This is a genomic window from Rhizobium leguminosarum (genome assembly GCF_004123835.1).
GTDB classification, from domain to species: domain Bacteria; phylum Pseudomonadota; class Alphaproteobacteria; order Rhizobiales; family Rhizobiaceae; genus Rhizobium; species Rhizobium leguminosarum_M.
Genome location: NZ_MZMU01000024.1, coordinates 97,767 through 117,589, shown reverse-complemented (window position 1 = coordinate 117,589; position 19,823 = coordinate 97,767). Strand labels below are relative to the sequence as shown.

Annotated in this window: 18 protein-coding genes; 12 read left to right on the top strand and 6 right to left on the bottom strand. The window is 60.9% G+C overall.

The features are described from left to right. The first annotated feature begins 11 nt into the window (after positions 1-11). From B5P46_RS30230 to B5P46_RS30220, 3 genes are all read left to right on the top strand, one after another. Positions 12-650, top strand: coding sequence for a LysE family transporter (locus tag B5P46_RS30230; RefSeq protein WP_129421952.1), 639 nt, complete (start codon positions 12-14; stop codon positions 648-650). Between the two features lie 27 nt (positions 651-677). Further along, complete coding sequence (gene lpdA, locus B5P46_RS30225; RefSeq protein WP_129421951.1) at positions 678-2,084, top strand: dihydrolipoyl dehydrogenase; 1,407 nt, start codon at positions 678-680, stop codon at positions 2,082-2,084. 101 nt (positions 2,085-2,185) lie between these two features. Continuing rightward, positions 2,186-2,686, top strand: a complete 501-nt coding sequence (locus B5P46_RS30220; protein WP_129421950.1) for a cytochrome b — start codon at positions 2,186-2,188, stop codon at positions 2,684-2,686. A gap of 12 nt (positions 2,687-2,698) precedes the next feature. Here B5P46_RS30220 and B5P46_RS30215 read toward each other — a convergent pair whose 3' ends face one another. Both B5P46_RS30215 and B5P46_RS30210 read right to left on the bottom strand, forming a co-directional pair. Then, the gene (locus B5P46_RS30215; protein ID WP_129421949.1) at positions 2,699-3,775 is read right to left on the bottom strand and encodes a TraB/GumN family protein; all 1,077 of its coding nucleotides are present in this window, start codon (positions 3,773-3,775) and stop codon (positions 2,699-2,701) included. A gap of 183 nt (positions 3,776-3,958) precedes the next feature. Beyond that, on the bottom strand, positions 3,959-4,894 hold the full coding sequence (locus tag B5P46_RS30210; protein WP_129421948.1) for a tyrosine recombinase XerC: 936 nt from the start codon (positions 4,892-4,894) through the stop codon (positions 3,959-3,961). Positions 4,895-5,033: 139 nt separating this feature from the next. Here B5P46_RS30210 and B5P46_RS30205 point away from each other — a divergent pair, with 139 nt between their 5' ends. Further along, positions 5,034-5,984: a GNAT family N-acetyltransferase gene (locus B5P46_RS30205; RefSeq protein ID WP_129421947.1), complete on the top strand. Its 951-nt coding sequence runs from the start codon at positions 5,034-5,036 to the stop codon at positions 5,982-5,984. A 14-nt stretch (positions 5,985-5,998) separates the two neighbouring features. Next, positions 5,999-6,496: a GNAT family N-acetyltransferase gene (locus B5P46_RS30200; RefSeq protein ID WP_129421946.1), complete on the top strand. Its 498-nt coding sequence runs from the start codon at positions 5,999-6,001 to the stop codon at positions 6,494-6,496. Here B5P46_RS30200 and B5P46_RS30195 read toward each other — a convergent pair. From B5P46_RS30195 to B5P46_RS30185, 3 genes are read right to left on the bottom strand one after another with little or no spacing between them, the layout of a single operon-like run. Beyond that, positions 6,477-7,409: a dihydrodipicolinate synthase family protein gene (locus B5P46_RS30195; RefSeq protein ID WP_129421945.1), complete on the bottom strand. Its 933-nt coding sequence runs from the start codon at positions 7,407-7,409 to the stop codon at positions 6,477-6,479. The two genes, B5P46_RS30200 and B5P46_RS30195, sit on opposite strands and share 20 nt — an antisense overlap. Before the next feature lie 14 nt (positions 7,410-7,423). Beyond that, complete coding sequence (locus B5P46_RS30190; protein WP_129421944.1) at positions 7,424-8,296, bottom strand: amidohydrolase family protein; 873 nt, start codon at positions 8,294-8,296, stop codon at positions 7,424-7,426. Continuing rightward, the gene (locus tag B5P46_RS30185) at positions 8,293-10,002 is read right to left on the bottom strand and encodes an IlvD/Edd family dehydratase (RefSeq protein WP_129421943.1); all 1,710 of its coding nucleotides are present in this window, start codon (positions 10,000-10,002) and stop codon (positions 8,293-8,295) included. Before B5P46_RS30185 ends, B5P46_RS30190 begins: the two co-directional genes overlap by 4 nt. A 240-nt stretch (positions 10,003-10,242) precedes the next feature. Between B5P46_RS30185 and B5P46_RS30180 the strand changes: the two genes are divergently transcribed. Together B5P46_RS30180 and B5P46_RS30175 are read left to right on the top strand one after the other, a co-directional pair. Beyond that, entirely contained in the window at positions 10,243-11,268 is a 1,026-nt protein-coding gene (locus tag B5P46_RS30180; protein ID WP_129421942.1) for a Gfo/Idh/MocA family protein, read from the top strand. A 30-nt stretch (positions 11,269-11,298) separates the two neighbouring features. After that, positions 11,299-11,970 carry a GntR family transcriptional regulator gene (locus B5P46_RS30175; protein WP_129421941.1) on the top strand — a complete coding sequence of 224 codons (672 nt, stop codon included), beginning with the start codon at positions 11,299-11,301 and terminating at the stop codon, positions 11,968-11,970. Between the two features lie 56 nt (positions 11,971-12,026). On the opposite strand, the gene B5P46_RS30170 is transcribed toward B5P46_RS30175, so the two are convergent. Beyond that, positions 12,027-13,655 carry a GH39 family glycosyl hydrolase gene (locus tag B5P46_RS30170; RefSeq protein WP_129421940.1) on the bottom strand — a complete coding sequence of 543 codons (1,629 nt, stop codon included), beginning with the start codon at positions 13,653-13,655 and terminating at the stop codon, positions 12,027-12,029. A 350-nt stretch (positions 13,656-14,005) separates the two neighbouring features. On the opposite strand from B5P46_RS30170, the gene B5P46_RS30165 reads away from it, so the two are divergent. The 5 genes from B5P46_RS30165 to B5P46_RS30145 all read left to right on the top strand — a co-directional run bounded on the left by B5P46_RS30165 (position 14,006) and on the right by B5P46_RS30145 (position 19,769). Next, complete coding sequence (locus tag B5P46_RS30165) at positions 14,006-15,907, top strand: ABC transporter substrate-binding protein (protein ID WP_129421939.1); 1,902 nt, start codon at positions 14,006-14,008, stop codon at positions 15,905-15,907. Positions 15,908-15,974: 67 nt separating this feature from the next. Beyond that, positions 15,975-16,979, top strand: a complete 1,005-nt coding sequence (locus B5P46_RS30160) for an ABC transporter permease (RefSeq protein ID WP_129421938.1) — start codon at positions 15,975-15,977, stop codon at positions 16,977-16,979. 6 nt (positions 16,980-16,985) lie between these two features. After that, entirely contained in the window at positions 16,986-17,843 is an 858-nt protein-coding gene (locus B5P46_RS30155) for an ABC transporter permease (protein WP_017995361.1), read from the top strand. Between the two features lie 4 nt (positions 17,844-17,847). Further along, on the top strand, positions 17,848-18,882 hold the full coding sequence (locus B5P46_RS30150; protein ID WP_129421937.1) for an ABC transporter ATP-binding protein: 1,035 nt from the start codon (positions 17,848-17,850) through the stop codon (positions 18,880-18,882). After that, complete coding sequence (locus tag B5P46_RS30145) at positions 18,879-19,769, top strand: ABC transporter ATP-binding protein (RefSeq protein ID WP_129421936.1); 891 nt, start codon at positions 18,879-18,881, stop codon at positions 19,767-19,769. Before B5P46_RS30150 ends, B5P46_RS30145 begins: the two co-directional genes overlap by 4 nt. Positions 19,770-19,823 lie beyond the last annotated feature (54 nt).

Below are 19,823 nucleotides of genomic sequence, written 5' to 3'. Positions count from 1 at the left end.
CGAAAAACAGCATGCAGTATATTCTCGAATTCCTCGGCCTGATGGCCGTCTTTTCGATCTTCATCGTCGTGCCGGGCGCCGATTTCGCCGTTATCCTGCGCCAGAGCATCGTGCATGGGCGACGCACCGCCATCATGACCGGGCTCGGCATGGGCTTCTCCCTACTTTTCCATATCAGCTACACCATCCTCGGCCTCGGCCTGATCCTGTCGAAATCACTGATGCTGTTTGCCGCCATCAAATGGGCAGGCGTCGCCTATCTGGTCTATCTCGGCATCAAGTCGTTCCGCGAACCGGGCTTCAAGGTGAGGGATATCGAGGTGACGGCCGAGGACCGCAAGCCGGTCTCGATGCTGAAATGCCTGGGCATGGGCTTCATCACCAATGCGCTGAACCTGAAGCCGGTGCTATTCTTCCTGTCGCTGTTTTCGACGCTCGTGCACCACGACACGCCGGCGCTGATCCAGTTCTCTTACGGCATCGGCATGGCGATGGCGCTGGTCGCCTGGTTTGCCGGCGTCTCCTATTTCTTCACGGTCAATGCGATCCGTGACCGCTTCATCGCCAGCGGCAAATGGTTCAACCGCATCACCGGAGCGGCACTCGTCGGCTTCGGCTTCCGCCTCGCTTTGTCGCGCGCGGCCGATTAAACGAAAAAATCCAAAGGGAAAGAAGCAATGTCCTACGATGTGATCATTATCGGAACCGGCCCGGGCGGCTATGTCTGCGCCGTCAAGGCGGCCCAGCTTGGCCTCAAGGTCGCCGTCGTCGAAAAGCGGGCGACCTATGGCGGCACCTGCCTGAACGTCGGCTGCATTCCATCGAAGGCGCTGCTGCATGCCTCCGAAATGTTCCATCAGGCCGGCCACGGGATGAGCGCGCTCGGTATCGACGTCCCGGCGCCGACGCTCAATCTCGGCAATATGATGGCCCACAAGGATGCGACGGTGAAGTCGAATGTCGACGGCGTCGCCTTCCTCTTCAAAAAGAACAAGATCGATGCCTTCCAGGGTACCGGCAAGATCGTCTCGGCCGGCAAGGTCTCCGTCATCGCCGATGACGGCAAGGTGCAGGAGATCGAAGGCAAGAACATGGTCATCGCCACCGGCTCCGACGTCGCCGGCATTCCCGGTGTGCAGGTCGAAATCGACGAAAAGACCATCATCTCGTCCACCGGCGGCATCGCGCTGGAGAAGGTGCCGGAAACGCTGATCGTCGTCGGCGGCGGCGTCATCGGGCTCGAGCTCGGTTCCGTCTGGTCGCGCCTCGGCGCCAAAGTCACCGTCGTCGAATATCTCGACACCATCCTTGGCGGCATGGACGGCGAAGTCTCCAAGCAATTCCAGCGCATGCTCGCCAAGCAGGGCATCGATTTCAATCTCAGCGCCAAGGTCACCGGCGTCGAAAAGGGCGACAAGGGCGCAAAGGTCACGTTCGAGCCGGTCAAGGGCGGCGACAAGGTGACGCTCGACGCCGAGGTCGTGCTGATCGCCACCGGCCGCAAGCCCTATACAGCGGGCCTCGGCCTCGAGGAAGCCGGTGTTACGCTCGACAATCGCGGCCGTGTCGAGATCGACGGTCACTTCAAGACCAATGTCGACGGCATCTATGCGATCGGCGATGTGGTCAAGGGTCCGATGCTGGCGCACAAGGCGGAAGACGAGGGCGTGGCGCTTGCCGAAATCCTCGCCGGACAGCATGGCCATGTGAACTACGAGGTCATTCCGAGCGTCGTCTATACCCAGCCGGAAATCGCTTCGGTCGGCAAGACCGAGGAAGAGCTGAAGGCGGCAGGCATCGCCTACAAGGTCGGCAAGTTCCCGTTCACGGCGAACGGCCGGGCGCGTGCGATGCTGGCGACCGACGGCTTCGTCAAGATCCTTGCCGACAAGGAAACCGACCGGGTGCTCGGCGGCCATATCGTCGGCTTCGGCGCCGGCGAGATGATCCACGAGATCGCCGTGCTGATGGAGTTCGGCGGTTCGTCGGAAGATCTCGGCCGTACCTGCCACGCGCATCCGACCATATCGGAAGCAGTGAAAGAGGCTGCGCTCGCAACCTTCTTCAAGCCGATCCATATGTAATCTTACATATTCGTAACAAAGCATGCAGCCGCTTGCCGGAAGGCAGGCGGCTGTTTTAGTTGTTGCATATCGTTGAGTTCAGCATCCGTGAAGGTCCAGAAATGCAGCAGCCGTCCATCGTGAGTTACAGCCTGAGCCAGCGTCTTCTTCACTGGGCCGTAGCGCTGCTGATCTTCTTCAACCTGCTGTTTCCCGACGGCATGAATATCTGGCATCGGCTGATGCGCAGAGGCCAGGTACCGACACCGGAGCAGATTTCGTCGGCGAATATCCATGCCTATGTCGGCATCGCCATCCTGCTGCTTGCCGTTCTCAGGCTCGGGCTGCGTTTTACCAAGGGCGTCCCGGACGAGGTCGCACAGGAGCCGGCGATCTTCCGTCTTGCAGCGAGGCTTGCCCATGCCGGCCTCTACATCCTGATCTTCGCGATGCCGCTTTCGGGCATCGCCGCCTACTATTTCGGTATCGATCCCGCCGGTTCGTTCCACGCGGATGTCCTGAAGATCATTCTCTGGGCGCTGATCGCGGCGCATGTCGCCGGCGCCCTCGTCCATCAGTTCCATTGGAAAAGCAATGTTCTGCGCCGCATCACGCTCGGCTGACCGCCGGCGCCCTCAGTTCACCGCAGTCACAGTGAAGCCCTGCTGGCGCAGCAGTTCGATGACACCGTCCTTGCCGGGCAGATGCAGGGCGCCGACGGCCATGAAGACGTTGCCGCTGTCGAGGATGGGCGCTGCGCGCTCGGCCATCACCTTGTTGCGGTCAAGGATGACGCGCTGCTCGAAGGCGGCATAATCGCTGTTTTCGCCTTCTTCCTCCGGTGTCACGGTTTTCAACATCGGCATGGTCATGCCGATGTCGCCGGAAAGGTAAAGGTCGGTCATCGTCTCGACGACATCGCTCATCTTGTCGCCAAGTTCCAGCGTCTGGATCAGGGATTTCAGATGGAATTCGACCGGCAGATCGGCCATGGCCTGGATCTGCTCGGCAAGGGTTTCCAGCCCCTTGACCTGCTTGCCTTCGGCAATGGCATCGGTGGCGATCTTCTGGTCGAGGAACTGCGCGCCTTTTGCCTTGCGGGCGATTTCGCAGGCCGGCAGGGCGACGGCGCTCGAAATCATCCAGGGCCGCATGCGGGAAACGGCGCTGATCGGGATACCGCGCTGCTTGAGGCCGGTTTCGAGACGCTTGTAATCCTCGGGAGAAAGCAGCTTGTCGATCGTCGTGCCGTCGGTGAACATCGTCAGCTCCGGCTTTGCGAGCAGGGCGGCGGTCGCCTTCCGCTCATCGAGGATCTCGTCGGATTCGATGATGATCGTGTCGGCAGCGTCATGGGCTGCCTGGGCGCGCGGCGGCAGGGCAAGCACGCGCGGATCGGTGACATGCATGCTGCCGAGCAGCCACGAGGATGCAAGTCCAGGCTTTTCGATCTTCCAGAAGATGCCCTTGCCGTTCGGCGTGGCATCGGCTTCCTTCAGCGCCTCTGCGTAGCGGGCAGGGTCGTTCTGCTGCAGCTCGACCATCAGGTTGCGGCCGGTGCAGGCGACGTCTTCGGCCGCGGCCGGCCTTGCAGTCAGGAAGGCGGCAAACAAGGCGGCAAGAAGCAGCATGTGAAAGGCTGCGATCAGCCAGAGCAACAGATTGGCCGGCACTGCGAGGTAAGACGTCTGGCGGCCGATTGATGTCGTCATGATGGGTGTTCCGATCACATGCCTTGTGCGTTTCATGCTCTACGCCCGGCTTGCGCATATTCCTTTAAGAGAATGCGTTAACGAAACCTAAAGTGCATCACATCAAATCGGATTCATGGCGATGCACTTTAAATCAACGCATCGTGCTTTCCAAAAATCAATTCCGATTTCCGGGCCGATGCGCTAGGCGCGCGGATGGGCCCGATCATACACCTCGAGCAGCCGCGATGCATCGACGCCGGTATAAACCTGTGTCGTGGAAAGGCTGGCATGGCCGAGCAACTCCTGGATAGTGCGCAGATCACCGCCGCCGGCAAGCAGATGGGTGGCGAAGGAGTGGCGCAGTGCATGCGGTGTCGCCGTCTCCGGCAGGCCGAAGGCGCTGCGCATCTTCTGCATGGTGCGCTGGATGATCGCCGCTTGCAGCTTACCACCGCGGGCGCCGCGAAACAGCGGTTCTCCGCTTTCGAGATGATATGGGCAGAGCGCTCGGTATTTCTCGACGGCGTCGAAGACCACAGACAGCAGCGGCACCAGCCGCGTCTTGTTGCCCTTGCCGGTGATGCGCAGCGTCGTCGCGCCCTTCTGCAGGGCGGCGGGAGTCAGATCCAGCGCTTCGGAGATGCGCAGGCCGCAGCCGTAGAGCAGCGTCATGACAGCGGCGTCGCGCGCAGCAATCCAGGGTTCGTCGTGGAGTTGAGCGTCGTCGCTGACGACGGTGATCGCCTGGGTGTCCGACAGCGGCTTGGGCAGTGATTTCGGCTGCTTCGGCGAGCGCACCGCGCCGGCGCCGGCGGCGTTGACCAGGCCCTTCTTTTCGAGATGGCGCAGCAGCGAGCGAAGACCGGCGAGATTGCGGCCGAGCGATCGGGCACCGGACCCCTGCTTGCGCCGGGCCGCCAGGAAGGCGCGGAAATCAGCGGAGCGCAACTCCCTGATATCGCCAAGCGTCGCCGGGCCGGCGAGATGGCCGGTCAGAAAGGTCAGAAACTGGCGGGTATCGCGCTCGTAGGCGTCGAGCGTGTGCTCGGAAAGACGGCGCTCACTGGCGAGGTTTTCGAGCCATGCGGCCCGTTCCGCCATCAGGCGTTGATCGGCGATAACAAGCAGTTCGTTCACGTTGCTGGCCTTGATTTTGCCTTCAAGTCCGCCAATTTGGAGCAGGAACAGTTATGGAATTGCTAATGCCGGCCAAGCCTTTGTCATCCTTCGATCATATTCTACTGCGATAGCTTATTCCCCATAGACAGGATCTTTCATGGCACGGCGCGATTCCATGACGGCTTTCGGACAGCTCGCGGAAGCGATCGCTCTCGTTTCACAGGGAAAGCCCGGTCATATCGTCGATACGCTGATTGCCGAACGCGGCCAAAGGATCGTGAAAAATCCGCTCTGGCCGGTCATGCGACCATTCCTCTATACGCTGCTGCGTTACAACAAAGCGCTCGAATTCGCCAATGCGGTTGCCAAAATGCCGGGCTTCCAATCGTTCGAATATCTGAGCGACGTGCTGAAGCTCGACATCGGCATCACCCATGGCGAACGCATTCCCGATACCGGCGGCTTCATCCTCGTCAGCAACCATCCGACCGGCATCGCCGACGGCGTTGCCGTGTTCGATCTTTTGAAAACGCGCCGGCCGGACATGATGTTCTTTGCCAATCGCGATGCCATCCGCGTCAATCCGCGGTTTGCCGAGATGATCATTCCCGTCGAATGGCGGGAGGAGCATAAGAGCAAGCTGAAGGCGCGCGAAACGCTGCAGCTGACCAACCATGCGGTGAAGGAAGGCAAGGCGACAGTGCTCTTTCCCTCAGGCCGCATCGCCTATTGGGCGAACGGCCGGCTGAATGAACGTCCGTGGAAGACCTCGGCTGTCGGGCTGGCGCGCAAATACAATCTGCCGATCCTTCCCGTCCATGTGACGGCACGCAATTCCGGCCTGTTCTACTGGTTGGCGAAATGGTCGACGGAACTTCGCGACATGACGGTCTTTCACGAACTGCTGAACAAACGCGGCGACCGCTTCGATTTCGTCATCGGCAATCTCATTCCGGCCGAACAGCTGGACGGCGACCTCAACGAAGTGACGAAGGCGCTGGAGAAACATACGGTGCACGACATGGCGGCCGATGGCGACGCGAGTTTCGTGCCGGTCGGCCTGCCGGTTGCGGCGACGCGCCACGAGATTCCGGTTCCTGCAATCTAACCACCGGCATTGCCATGACAATCGATATCCGCAGGCTCCGCGATCGATTGCCGCGGGAGATCGCAGATCTCGAAAGGGAGGCCCGGCGGGAAGGCTATCGCCATGTCGCCCGCCTTATCGACGAATGGTCGATCGGCGATAACAGGTTCGAACATCACGGCGAAAGGCTGCTTGGCGCCTATGTCGATGACGCGCTCGTCGGCATCGGCGGCATGACCGTCGACTCCGCCATATCAGGGGCGCTGCGCATGCGGCGTTTCTACGTTCGTCCCGCAATGCGCGGGCGCGGCATCGGCCGGATGCTTGCCCTGGCTCTGCTCGACCATGCGCGTTCCTTCTGCACCGTCGTCACCGTTCATGCGGGAAACGATGGTGCGGCGAGGTTTTGGGAGTCGCTCGGGTTTCAGCCTGACGGACGAGATGGACATACCCATCTGCTCGAGCTGCAGCGCCATAGCGATGATCCAGCGACTTCGGATTTGCGCCGGTGTGTCACACCCCGATCTCCTTGAGGCGGATGGCTTGGCGCGCCAGCAAGCGCTCGACATCGGCAATATCGAGCGGCGAGAGCTTGGCGCCCGGCTTGCGCAGGGTGGCGGACTTGATTACGCCGCGCTTGGCAAGCACATATTTGCGCGAGGCAAGACCGATGCCCTGCTGCTGTTCGTAGCGGGCGAGCGGCAGATAGGCATCGAAGATCGCATGGGCGCGATCGGGATTTCCGGCTGCATAGGCCTCGACGACGCCGACCATCATCTCGGGATAACAAAAGCCGGTCATGGCGCCATCGGCGCCGCGGCCCATCTCTTCGGGCAGGAAAAGCCCGCCATTGCCGCAGAGGATGGAGATGCGCCGCATGGCGCCCTTGTCGCTGGCGGCGCGAAGCGCTGAGATCTTCGAAAGACCCGGCCAGTCTTCATGTTTGAGCATGACGCAATTCGGCACCTCGTTGACGATGCGCTCGATGACCTTAGGCGCGATCGTCACATTGGTGGTGAGCGGATAATCCTGCAGCACGAAGGGCGTATCGCCCAGGGCCTCGCCGACCGACTGGTAGAAGGCGAAAGCCTGATCGTCGGTCTTGACGGTCCAGGGTGGCGCGACCATGACACCGGCCGCACCCTCACCCATGACGGCTTCGGCGAGTTCGCTCATCGGCGCAAGCCCTGGCGCCGAAACGCCGACGACGACGGGAAGGCGCCCGTCGAGGCGCTTCAGCACCCGTTCGACGACTGTTCGCGATTCCTCGGCGGTCAGCTTCGGAGCCTCGCCGAGCTGACCAAGCACCGTCAGGCCGGTGACGCCGGCACCCTCATAGAAATCGACCATGCTGTCGATACTGGCGAGATCGAGCGCGCCTTCCTCGGTGAAGGGGGTTACGGCGATCACATAGACGCCCTTGGCATCTTCAGTCAGTCTGGCCATTGGTGCTCTCCAATTCAGCGGCCGAAGAACAGCGCTTCGGCATTTCGAACAAAAATCTTTTCAGCAATCGCGGAGTCGTCGATGGTGGCCTGCATGGTCTCTACCAGCTCAGTGTCATCGGGCATGCCGTCCCACAATTCGGTGTGCGGCCAATCGCTGCCCCAGAGCAGCCTTTCTGCATGGCTGGCGGCAAGAGCGCAGGCGACCTCGGCAAAACCGTTGTAATTCACATCCTTCGTCAGACGATAGGGCGCGGTTACTTTGACGTAGGCCTCGGCTCTGTCCATCAGTCTTTTCAGGGCATCGACATGCAACGATCTCGTCTCTCTGGCAAGCGGAATGAAGCCGAGATGGTCGATAACGATGGGCAGACGGATGCCGGACAGCGTTGCCGCAATATCGGAAAGTTGTTCGGGATTGATCTGCAATTGCAGCGACCAGCCCAGAGGAGCAATGCTTTCCGCCAGTGTCCTCGCGGCGGCGAGCGGGAGGCCGCCCTTGTTGCGCGTATTGATCCGCACGCCGCGCACGCCGAGCCGGTCAAGCCGCTCTATCTGGGTCTCTGTCGTTTCGGGATCGATGACGACAATGCCGCGCAGACGATCTGGATAGGCGGCAAGCGCCTCGAGCAGCACCCTGTTGTCGAGGCCATAGACGCTTGGCTGCACCAATACGCCCTTGGCGATGCCAAGGCTTCCGGAGAATTCGATCCAGTCGGAAATCGTCGCAATGTCAGGCGTGTAGCTGCGTGGGGTGTTGAGCGGAGCGCCGGCGCGAAAGACGTGGAAATGCGTATCCACCGTGCCTTGCGGCAGTGCGGCCCGCGGCAGCCGCGTCAGCGGCCGGCGGGGCAGGCAAAGCGGTGTCTCGATATCAGCGGCGCTCATCGCGCGTCGAGCTCCTCGCTTTGCAGGAAGTCGAAGTCGGCGCCTTCGTCGGCCTGGAGCACGCGCTCCTGATAGAGCTTCGCATAGCCGCGCGACGGCGCAGGGGGCCGATTGACGACATCAAGCATGCGGCGATCGAATTCCGCCTGGTCGATATCGAGATCGATACGCCTGCCCTCGACGTCGAGGCGAATGCGATCGCCGGTGCGGACGATGGCCAGAGGGCCGCCATCGGCCGCCTCAGGGGCGATATGGAGGATGATCGTGCCGAAGGCGGTGCCGCTCATGCGGGCATCGGAAATCCGCACCATGTCCTTCACGCCCAGCCGCGCCAGCTTGCGGGGAATGGGTAGGTAGCCGGCTTCCGGCATTCCGGGCGCACCCTTTGGTCCGGCATTGCGCAGAACCAGAACGTCATCGGCATGGACGTCGAGATCGTCGCTGTCGATGCGCAGCGTCATATCCTCGACGGAATCGAAGACGACGGCGCGTCCGATATGCTGCAGCAGTTCCTTGGAGGCAGCGGATTGTTTGATGACGGCGCCGCGCGGCGCAAGATTGCCGTGCAGGACGGCGATCGTTCCGATCGGCTTCAACGGTTTCTCGACGGTGCGGATGATGGTCTGGCCCGGCTCGTCGACGACATCGTCGATGATCTCGCCGATCGTTCTGCCGTAGACCGTCGGAGCGCTGCCGTCGATTTCATGGCGCACCGCCTTCAACAGAGCCGGGACGCCGCCCGCCTCGTGGAACTGCTCCATATAATGCTGGCCGGAGGGCTGCAGGTCGACGAGCAGGGGAATGCTTCGGCCCAGCCGGTCGAGTTCGGCCATGTCGAGGCGCAGGCCGAGGCGGCCGTTGATTGCGGCAAGATGGACGACGGCATTGGTCGAGCCGCCCATCGCCTGCAGCGCGACGAGACCGTTGCGGATTGCCTGCGGCGTCAGGATAGCGCGCACCGTCGGTGCAGCCTCATCCATGGCGAGACGCGCGGCGACACGGCCCGTCTCCTCGGCGAGGCGAACACGTTCGGATTCGACGGCGGGCGCCGAACCGGCGCGAGGGAGGCAGAGCCCCATGACTTCGGTCAGGTTCGCCATGGTGCTCGCCGTGCCCATCACCGTGCAGGTGCCGATCGAGCTGGCCAGCTTGTTGTTGACCTCGGCGATCTCGGCATCGTCGATCTCTCCGGCGCGGAAGCGTCCCCAGAAGCGGCGGCAATCCGTGCAGGCGCCAAGCCGTTCGCCCTTGTGGTGGCCGACGGCCATTGGCCCGGTCGGCAGGAAGATCGCCGGTATCTCGCTGCTGGCGGCGGCCATGATCTGGGCCGGCAGGGTCTTGTCGCAGCCGCCGATCAGGACGACGGCATCCATCGGCTGGGCGCGGATCATCTCTTCCGTTTCCATCGCCATCAAGTTGCGCAGATACATCGAAGTCGGCGAGGCAAAGCTCTCGTGGATCGAGATGGTTGGAAACACCATGGGCATCGCACCCGTCAGCATCACGCCGCGTTTGGTTGCCTCGATGAGTTGCGGCACATTGCCGTGACAGGGATTGAAATCACTGTAGGTATTGGCGATGCCGACGATCGGACGGTCGAGCGCATCGTCCGAATAACCCATGGCCTTGATGAATGCTTTGCGCAGGAAAAGGGAGAATCCCTGATCGCCATAACTCGTCAGCTTGCGGCGAAGACCGTTCGACAAACCTGTTCCTCCCTCGCCAAATTGATCCATGGCCGTGGTGTCAGCGTAGAGGGATACGGAGGATTGTCAATAAATAAGATGGTGTCACTGTATCGTATTTTTGGATTTCTTCGGCGATCACCATAAAATACAACGGTAATCTCCGCAATTCGTGCTTTCGTCCAGCAATCAGATGATTGGCTTTTGCGAGGAAGCAGGATAGATTATTGATAAAATGGGATTGAATGCGGAGGAAGCGCCATGATGGGAACGGAACGACGGCGTATCGGCATTATCGGTGCCGGCTGGGTCAGTGCCTACCATCTGCCTGCATGGATGCGGCAATCGGAAAGAGCCGAGGTCGTGGCGATTGCCGACCCGTCGCCGAGCGCCGTCGAAGCCCGGCTTGCCGCCTTCGATATCGTGCGCAGCTATGCGAGCGCGCAGGCGATGCTGGATGCCGAGCAGCTCGATGCCGTTGATATCTGCGCGCCGCGGGAGTTTCATGTCGAACTGGTCCGGCTGGCGGCAGCAAAGGACCTCGACATCATCTGCCAGAAACCGCTCGCGCCCTCTTACGGCGAGGCGGTCGACCTGCTGGCAAGCCTTTCCGGCAGGGGCAGGCTGATGATCCACGAGAACTGGCGGTTCCGCGCTTATTATCGGCGGCTGAAGGCGTGGCTCGACGAGGGGCTTGCCGGCGAGATCCGGCAGGTGCAGTTCGAATTCCTGTCCAGCGGCATGATAGCGGATGCTGACGGGAGAAGGCCGGCGCTGATACGCCAGTCGTTCTTCCGGACGCAGCAGCGATTGCTAGTCATGGAAGTCATGATCCATCATCTCGATACGCTGAGATATCTTCTGGGCGAGATGGAGGTGGTCAGTGCCCGGCTTGAGAGGAGCAATCGCGATATCGTCGCGGAGGATGTCGCAAGCGTCGTCCTGCGCCGACTCAGCGACGGCGTTCTCGTCACCATCAATGCCAATCTCGCCGTGCATGGCGCGCCGCTGGCGCCGCGCGATCACCTCCGCATCTTCGGGGCGCGCGGCACGCTTGAACTTAACGGCAATCTGCTCTCGGCTGAGGGTGCGCAGCAGCGCCGGGAGAGCTTCGATCCTGACGAGACCTACCAGGGCGCCTATGACGCGACCATTGCGCATTTCCTCGACAGCCTCGACGGAAGGGTGGCGATGGAGACATCGCCGGGCGATAACATCAAAACGCTTGCTCTTGTCGAGGATATCTATCGCCTGAGCCGGTTCGACCCGGAACGCAATCCACTATAACATGGCCCACCGCCATCAGAGGAGATGACATTGCAGACGCTCAACGAAAGCCGCGAAGACGGCATCGAGCATGATGATCTAAGTATTGCCCGCGCGCTGGAGGAAGACATCATATTCGGGCGGCTCGCGCCCGGAACCCGCCTGACCGAAGACACGCTCCTTGCCCGCTTTCATGTCACGCGCCATTTCGCCCGGCAGGCGATCGTGCAGCTCGAGACGATGGGCATCGTCGTTCGGGAGCGCAACAAAGGAGCGACCGTCCGCTCGCTGACGGCTCGCCAGGTTCAGGAAATCTACGACGTTCGGGAATTGCTGCAACGGCAGGCAGCACTGTGGATAAAGCTGCCGGCACCCGAGGCATTGATCGAGGAACTGCTGGCGCTGCACGAGGAGCATGGCCGGCACGTCGAATCCGGCTATCTCAGGGGTGTGCACGAGGCCAACGACAAGTTCCACCTGACGCTCTTCGGCGCCTGCGGCAATGCCCATCTGGTGCAATCGATCGAGCTCTATATGCGGCTCAGCCTGCCGGTGCGCGCCAATTCAATGTCGAGCAAGGAATCGTTGCGCATCTCGCATGAGCACCACCGGCTGATGATCGAGATGCTGCGTGGTGGGGATAATTGGGTCCTCGCCCAGCTCTGCGTCGACCATCTGCAGCCGAGCAAGAAACGTTATCTTGCCTATGTCAGCGACAATTGACCGGGTCGTTTGAAAGGGAGCGCAATCATTCGATTGCGCTCCCTTCGCCTACCGGCTCACCAATCGAGGCGCAGGAGAGACACGCCTTGACGCGGTAGGGAGACCTTGAGGGCGATCTTGCCGTCATCGACCTTGACCGACGCCTGACCGTCGATCTCGGCGAGCTTTCCCGAGGCTTCCAGTCTGGCATAGTCTTCGCCGGCCGGATTCTGCGGCTTGCCCATCGCTTTCCAGACGCCGAAGGCGTTGGAATGCTCCTCGTCCATCCTGAAGTGCTTGAGCGAGGCGGACTTGTCGCCCCAGCCGTCGAGATTGACCGCGATATTGGCGGACGGCCCGGCTTCATCATCGTCGTGGTAGTGCCAGACGAGAATGGAAACGCCCTTGTCGTCGCGGGTTGCCGCGACGTTCACATCGGGCTTGCCGCGAACGCCATGGCTCATGATATCTTCGATGTCGCGGCGATAATCGCTTTCCGATTCCAGCCATTCGCCGCCGAGTTTGCCGAGCATGCGGAAGCCGTTGAGAACAGCCTTGTCGACGCCGTTGGTGGCAAGATCGCGGAAGCCGTCGAAATAGGGGTGGTCGTCGAAGAGGAAGGCCCAGGTGACCGCGCCTTCGATGTGGATGTTGGCGCGTCGTGCAAGCTCGTAAGTGCGGATCATGCTCTCGACGACATAGACGCCGTAGAGCGGACCGTTGCGATAACCGTTCTGAGGATGGACGCGCGCAGAGCAGGCCGCACAGCCTTCCGGATCGGATTCGCCGATCACCACGGGCAGGTGGCGGAGTTCCGGAAACTCGTTGATGATGGCAAGATTCGTCTCGATGTCGCGGAGCTGTTTGTGCAGGCCCATCCGCACGTGACCCTCGTAGATCACGGGATTGCCCTTGGCGTGGAAGGCGAGGAAATCGATCGGCGACTTGTTGTCGACCACGTGCTTGAGGAAGGCGCGCAGAAAGGTCTGGGCTTTTTCGTTGGCAAAGGCGCCGCAGGTGTGCGGCCCGCCGACACGGGCATTCGGAAGCGCGCGCTTCAAGGCCCTGGCGCTGACATCATACATTTCGCAGAATTGCGGGATGGTGCCGGTCCAATAGTGGCCGTCCGGTTCGTTCCAGACTTCCCACGGCCAGCTGGAAACGACGTCCTCACCATATCTTTCGGCAAGATGGCGCGCCCATGCTTCGATCAGGTCGCCCCATTTCTTCAGGTCGTTTGGCGGGGCCGTCCAGCCGGTGGTGATCGTTGCGTATTTGTCGGCCGGTTCCCATTGGTGGCGATAGGGACCGTCGAAATCGGAGAGCGCTTCGGGCGTGAAGCCGATCTGGATGAGCGGAATGTTGCCGGCTTCGACATAGGCGTCGAAGATCTTGTCGATCACCGTCCAATCATAGACCGGATTGCCGTTCGCATCCTCGGTATAGGCATTGGTCGAACCCCATTTGAGGGCAGGCAGGCCATCGCCGCTGGTTAGAAGATTGTGCGCGCGGATGCGGGGTGGCTCGGGGCTGAGCTCTGTCAGTTCCTTGAGCAGCTTCCTGCCGTGCGGGGAGTAAGTGTAGTTCGGCTCGTCGTATCCGAACCAGTTCCACAAGGGTTCGTATTTGCCGGTTGGCCGGTTGGCGTGAACGGAGATTGTCACGTCATAGGGGCTGCTCATCCTGATGTCCTCTTGAACGGTCATGCCAAAGCCTCCTCCCGAAAGCAGGCGACCTGTCTGGTGATGAAGTGCGGCATCTTGGGAGGGCGCCGCGCTCGCCGCAAAAGCTAAGCCAAATGCTCACTTTGTCAATAATATAAAAAAGCCGATCATCGCCGCGCATCAAAAATGCCTGAAAATGCGCTATTTTTTACAGTTGGCAAAATTATCAGTTGCCGTTTCTCAAAAAATTGTCGATAACTATGGCGTGAGTTCGCCCGCCGCCGAGGAGTGCATGTGTCCCTGCGGCACGTGCAGGCGGGGTTCGCTGGACGCTATCGTCAATTGATTACGGGAAGCGCTCGCCGTGGCGAGTTGAGGAGGAGGAACATCCGATGAAGTTCCGTAAATATGCAGCCATTGCCTTATTGTCGCTCATGGCCCTTCCGGCATTTGCGCAGGATTTCATTGCCGGCATACCGCGCAACGAAACGCTGATCATCCAGGGCACGCCGCAGCAGAATGCCGACTGGTTCAACCTCTGGGCTCCGGGCGGCGGGGCGGCGGCAAACCTCAACGGCCTGCAGCAGCTGACCACCGATACGCTGTGGTTCATCAATCCCGAGGGCGGCAAGGATGCCTGGCAGAATGCGCTGGCCAGCGAACCGCCGAGCTACAACGCCGATTTCACAGAGATGACGGTGAAATTGCGCAAGGGCATCTTCTGGAGCGACGGTGTCGAATTCACCAGCGACGACGTGGTCTATACCGTGCAGACGCAGATCGATCATCCGGGCATGGCCTGGAGCGCGCCCTTCACCGTCAATGTCGCGAGCATCGAAAATCCGGATCCGCAGACGGTCGTCTTCCATCTGAAGAAGCCGAACTCGCGTTTCCATACGCTTTTCACCGTGCGCTGGAATGCCGCCTGGATCATGCCGAAGCACGTCTTCGAGAAAGCCGCGGATCCGCTGTCCTTCAACAACAATCCGCCGGTTTCGCTCGGGCCCTACCAGCTGCAAAGCTATGACAAGGGCGGCAACTGGACGATCTGGAAGTTGCGCGACGACTGGCAGCGCACGTCGATCGGCCTGGCTGCGGCACAACCGCCTGAGGTCAAATACGTCGTCTATCGTGCGGCCGGCAATCCGGAAGCTCGCGTCATCGAACAGCGCAACCACAATCTCGACGTCATCAACGACATGGCGCCCGAGGGCATGTTCTCGATCATGCGCGACAGCAAGAGCACGGCCTCCTGGCTGAAGGGCTTTCCTTTCGCGCATCCGGACCCGACGCTGCCTTCCGTTCTCTTCAATACGAAGAAGGCGCCCTTCGACAACAAGGACGTGCGCTGGGCTCTCGCTCTGCTTATCGATATCCGCGAAGTGGCGCTCGGCTCCTACCGCGGCGCCGCCAATATCGCAGCCCTTGCCACGCCACCGACGGGTTCTGCCCCGGACGATTATTACGCACCGATGCAGGACTGGCTGACGAATTTCGAGCTCGACACGGGGTCCCGCAAGATCAAGCCCTACGATCCGAACATCTCAGGCCAGATCGCCAATATGGTGCGCAGCCAATGGGCCGATCAGATCCCGACCGATCCGGCCAAGCTGCAGCGTACATTCGGCTTCGGCTGGTGGAAAAAGGACGTTGAGGCTGCGACCGAGCTGTTGCAGAAGGCAGGCTTCAAGAAAAGCGGCCGCCAGTGGGTGAAGCCTGACGGCACGCCCTTTGCGATCCGCCTGCAGGTGGAAGGCGATGCCATCCCGACGCTTGCCCGCGCCGGCACGGTGATTGCCCAGCAATGGACACAAGCCGGCATCGCGACCAAGGTCGATGTCGCCGGCCCGACCAATGGCCAACGCCTCAGCACCGGCGACTTCGAGGCGGCGATCTACTGGAGCATCGAGACCTGGGGCGGTCATCCCGACCTCTCCTTCTTCCTCGACAGCTATCATTCGGAGTTCATCAAGCCGGTCGGGCAGATCCAGCCGCCGCGCAATCTGCAGCGCTGGCAGGATCCGCGTCTCGACCAGATCATCGAGCGCAATCGGTCGATCGCCTTCGATTCGCCCGATGTCGCCAAGCTCGGCCAGGACTTCCTGAAGCTTGCCGTCGAGGAAATGCCGATGATCCCGCTGATGGCCTACAACAAGTTCGCACCGCTCGATACGACCTACTGGACCAACTATCCGAGCGCCGACAATCCCTATTCGGCCTCGGGTCCGAACTGGTCGAACATTCGCTACATGGTGGTCGGGCTGAAGGCCAATCCGGATGCGCCGAAGCCTTGATCGAGGCACAACAAAGGAAACAGCCGGCCGCCGGCTGTTTCCGTTCTGCTATTGAAGGGTCGATGTCATGAACGGCTTTCTGATCTATGCGGCAAAACGCTTTCTGCAATTTCTCTTCGTGGTCTTCACCGGCATCACGCTGGCCTTCCTGATCGCGCATTTTTCGCCGGTCGATCCGATCGAGCAGACCGTGTCGCTGTTGACGAGCTTCGGCTCCACCGATCCGCAGGCCGTCGAAATCCTTCGCGAATCGCTGCGTGAACTCTACGGCACCGGCGGCCCGCTGCTGGAGCAGTATTTCACCTTCTGGGGCCGCGTCCTGACCGGCGATTTCGGCCCGTCTCTCTCCTCTTTCCCGACCCCCGTCATGACCGTTATCGGCCGGGCGCTGCCCTGGACCGTCGGGCTTCTGACGCTCGCAACGATCATTTCCTGGATCATCGGCAATTTTCTCGGTGCGCTTGCCGGTTACTTCCGCAGCAGCAAGCTGCTGAAGGTTGCCGGCATCCTCATCATGGCGCTACAGCCGATCCCGACCTACATCATCGGCCTCAGCCTGGTGATCCTCTTCGGTTTCATCTGGCCGATCCTGCCGATCAGCGACGGCGCGCAGGTCAATCTGGCGCCCGCCTTCAACTGGGCCTTCATCAGCTCGGTGATCGAACACGGCATCCTGCCGGCCCTGACCCTCGTGCTCGTCGGCATCGGCGGCTGGTTCATCTCGATGCGCTCGCTGGTTTCCAACATCGTCACCGACGACCACGTCGTCTATGCCGAACTTGGCGGGGTGCGCTCGCGCAGCATCTTTTCGCAATATGTGGCGCGCAATGCCATGCTGCCGCAGGTCACCGGCCTGGCACTCAGTCTCGGCAACGTCTTCGGCGGCGCCGTCATCGTCGAATTCGTCTTCAATTATCCCGGGATTGGCAAGCTTCTGATCTCCGGCATTTATTCCGGCGATTACAGCCTCGTGCTCGGTGTCACCACAATCGCCATCATCGCGGTTGCCGCCGCGGTCTTCGTGATCGACATCATCTATCCGCTGATCGATCCACGCGTGAAACTGGGGTAATCCGTGATGTTCAAAGTCCTCAGAGACCTGCTGCGCTACAACAAGGAGTTCCTGCTCGGAACCATCCTGATCTCTATCATTCTGGCGCTGATCGTGGCGTCGTTCTTCTCGCCCTATGACGAGAATGCCATCTATGTCGTCGCGCCCGACATGCCGCCTTCGGCCGAATTCTGGCTCGGCACCACCTCGCGCGGTCAGGAGGTTTTCTGGCAGATCGCCGCCTCGATGCGCAATACGCTGTTCTTCGGCATCATCGTCGCCTTCGTCAGCCGCATCATCGCCATCGCCGTCGGCCTGATCTCCGGCTATATCGGTGGGCGGACCGACCAGATCATCATGGCGGTCAACGATACGCTCGGCGCACTGCCGAACATTCCGATCCTGCTGCTTCTGGTCTTCGTGCTCCGCGACCAGATGACGTGGTTCATGCTGGCGATCACCGCAGCGCTGCTCGGATGGACACATGACAGCCGCCTGATCCGTTCCGTCGCCCTGTCTCTCCGTCAGCGGGAATTCACCCGGCACGCGGTCTTCTCGGGCATGCGCACACCGCAGATCCTCATCCGCGAACACCTACCCTATGTCATGCCGATCGTCTTCTTCACGACGATGAACAACATGATCTGGGCGATCGGTCTCGAAGTGACGCTCTCGGTGCTCGGATTTTCCGACATCAACCGGCCGACGATCGGCGGCATGATCTACTGGGCCAATGCGCATTCCGCGATGGTATCGGGCATATGGTGGTGGGTCGCCTTTCCGATGCTCTTCGTCGTCATCCTCTTCCTCGGCCTGTTCATGCTCGCCATGTCGGTGAACGAATATATCGACCCGCGCTCGCGGCTCGCCCGCATGGGAGCTTGAGGAGATGCAGAACCTGATGAGGACGCAGCCTTTGACCCTTGCCGAAAACACCATGGACGCACTGACGATCGACGGGCTGAAATGCTATTACGTCAACGACTATTTCGGTGTGCGGCGGGAAATCCGCGCCGTCGACGATATCAGCCTGACCATCCGCAGGAACGAGATCTACGGTATTGCCGGCGAATCCTCGAGCGGCAAGACATCGTTGATCAAGACGCTGGCCGGCGCCATCCGCCCGCCGATGCGCGTCGTCGGCGGAACGGTGAAATTCAATTTTGCCGACGGGCCGATCGATGTCTATGGCGAACCGGCGAAGATGAAGGCGGCACGCTGGCGTCACCTTTCCTACATCATGCAGGGCTCGATGAACGTGCTGAACCCGGTCAGGAGGGTCAAACACGCCTTCACCGATTTCGCCTCCCGCCATATGAACCTCGATCCCGCCGCCTTCCGGGCGCGCGTCGAGGCGCATCTTGCCAGGCTGCATCTGGATCCGCATGTGCTCGAGGCCTTTCCGCATCAGCTTTCGGGCGGCATGCGCCAACGTCTGACGATTGCTCTCGCCACTGTCTGCGAGCCGGAATTCATCATCGCCGACGAGCCGACGACGGCGCTCGACGTGCTCGTGCAGCAGGACGTTCTGGCGCTGATCAAGGAAGTGCAGGCCCGCATGCAGTCCTCGGTCATCTTCGTGACCCACGACATGTCGGTGCATGCCGCCATCACCGACCGGCTTGCCATCATGTATGCGGGACGGCTGGCGGAGGAGGGGCCGACGCAGGCGATCTTCGACAATCCCCAGCACCCCTACACCGTCCACCTGATCGGCAGCCTGCCGCGCATCGGCGACGTCTCGACGCGAAAGAGCCTCAGGGGCAAGCCGCCGGCACTTTCGGATCCGCCTTCGGGATGCCGTTTCCATCCGCGCTGTCCGATCGCGATCGACAAATGCGCGCGTGAAGTGCCGGCCATGCTGCCGAGCGCGACGGGAGGGCGGGTCGCATGCTTCCGTGCCGGGGAGTACCAGATCCAATGAGCAGCCATTTCCTTCTCGAACTCGACCATGTGACCAAGCTCTTTCCGATCGGCGGTTTCTTCTCGCGCGAAAAGATGAAGGCGGTCGACGATGTCAGCTTTGCGCTTACCGCCGACAAGCCCGAGATATTCACGATCGTCGGCGAATCCGGCTCCGGAAAATCGACGCTGGCGAAAATGATCCTCGGCAGCGAAAAGGCCGATCGGGGCAGCATTCATTTCGACGGTACGGATGTGAGGGCGGTGCGTTCCCGTAGGGATCGCGAGGCTTTCATGGCCAAGGTCCAGCCGGTCTTTCAAAATCCGTTCGAAGCTTTCAATCCGCTGACGCGGATCGACGAGTATCTGCTGGCCACCGCCCATCGCTTCAAGGGAGCAAGGAGCCGCGCTGAAAAGGAGGCGCTTGCCGACATTGCCCTCCAACGCGTCGGCCTGTCGATGGCGGAGATAAAAGGCCGCTTCTCGCACGAGCTTTCAGGCGGTCAATTGCAGCGCATCGCCGTCGCCCGTGCGCTGATACCCGAGCCGAAGCTGATCGTGGCGGACGAGCCGGTCTCGATGGTCGACGCATCGCTTCGCATGTCGATCGTCAATCTCTTCCGGGATCTGCGTGACGCTCTCAACGTCTCGATCGTCTACATCACCCATGACCTTGCGACCGCCTATTACATTTCCGACCGCGTGGTGATCATGCGCAAGGGCGTGGTGGTGGAGAGCGGCGATGCCAGGGACGTGCTGGAACATCCGAAACACGCCTATTCGATCGCGTTGAAGAACGCTGTTCTGCCGCCCGATCCTCGTGAGGCATCGGCGATCCTGCGCCTGCGGCAACGCAATGCCGGGACAAGTGAAGCCACTTCCGACAGTGGCGACCGCCTTGCCAAGTGAAGCGCAATTTCTGAGCTTCATCCTTTAAATCGTCGCGACGACCCGGAACGCGTC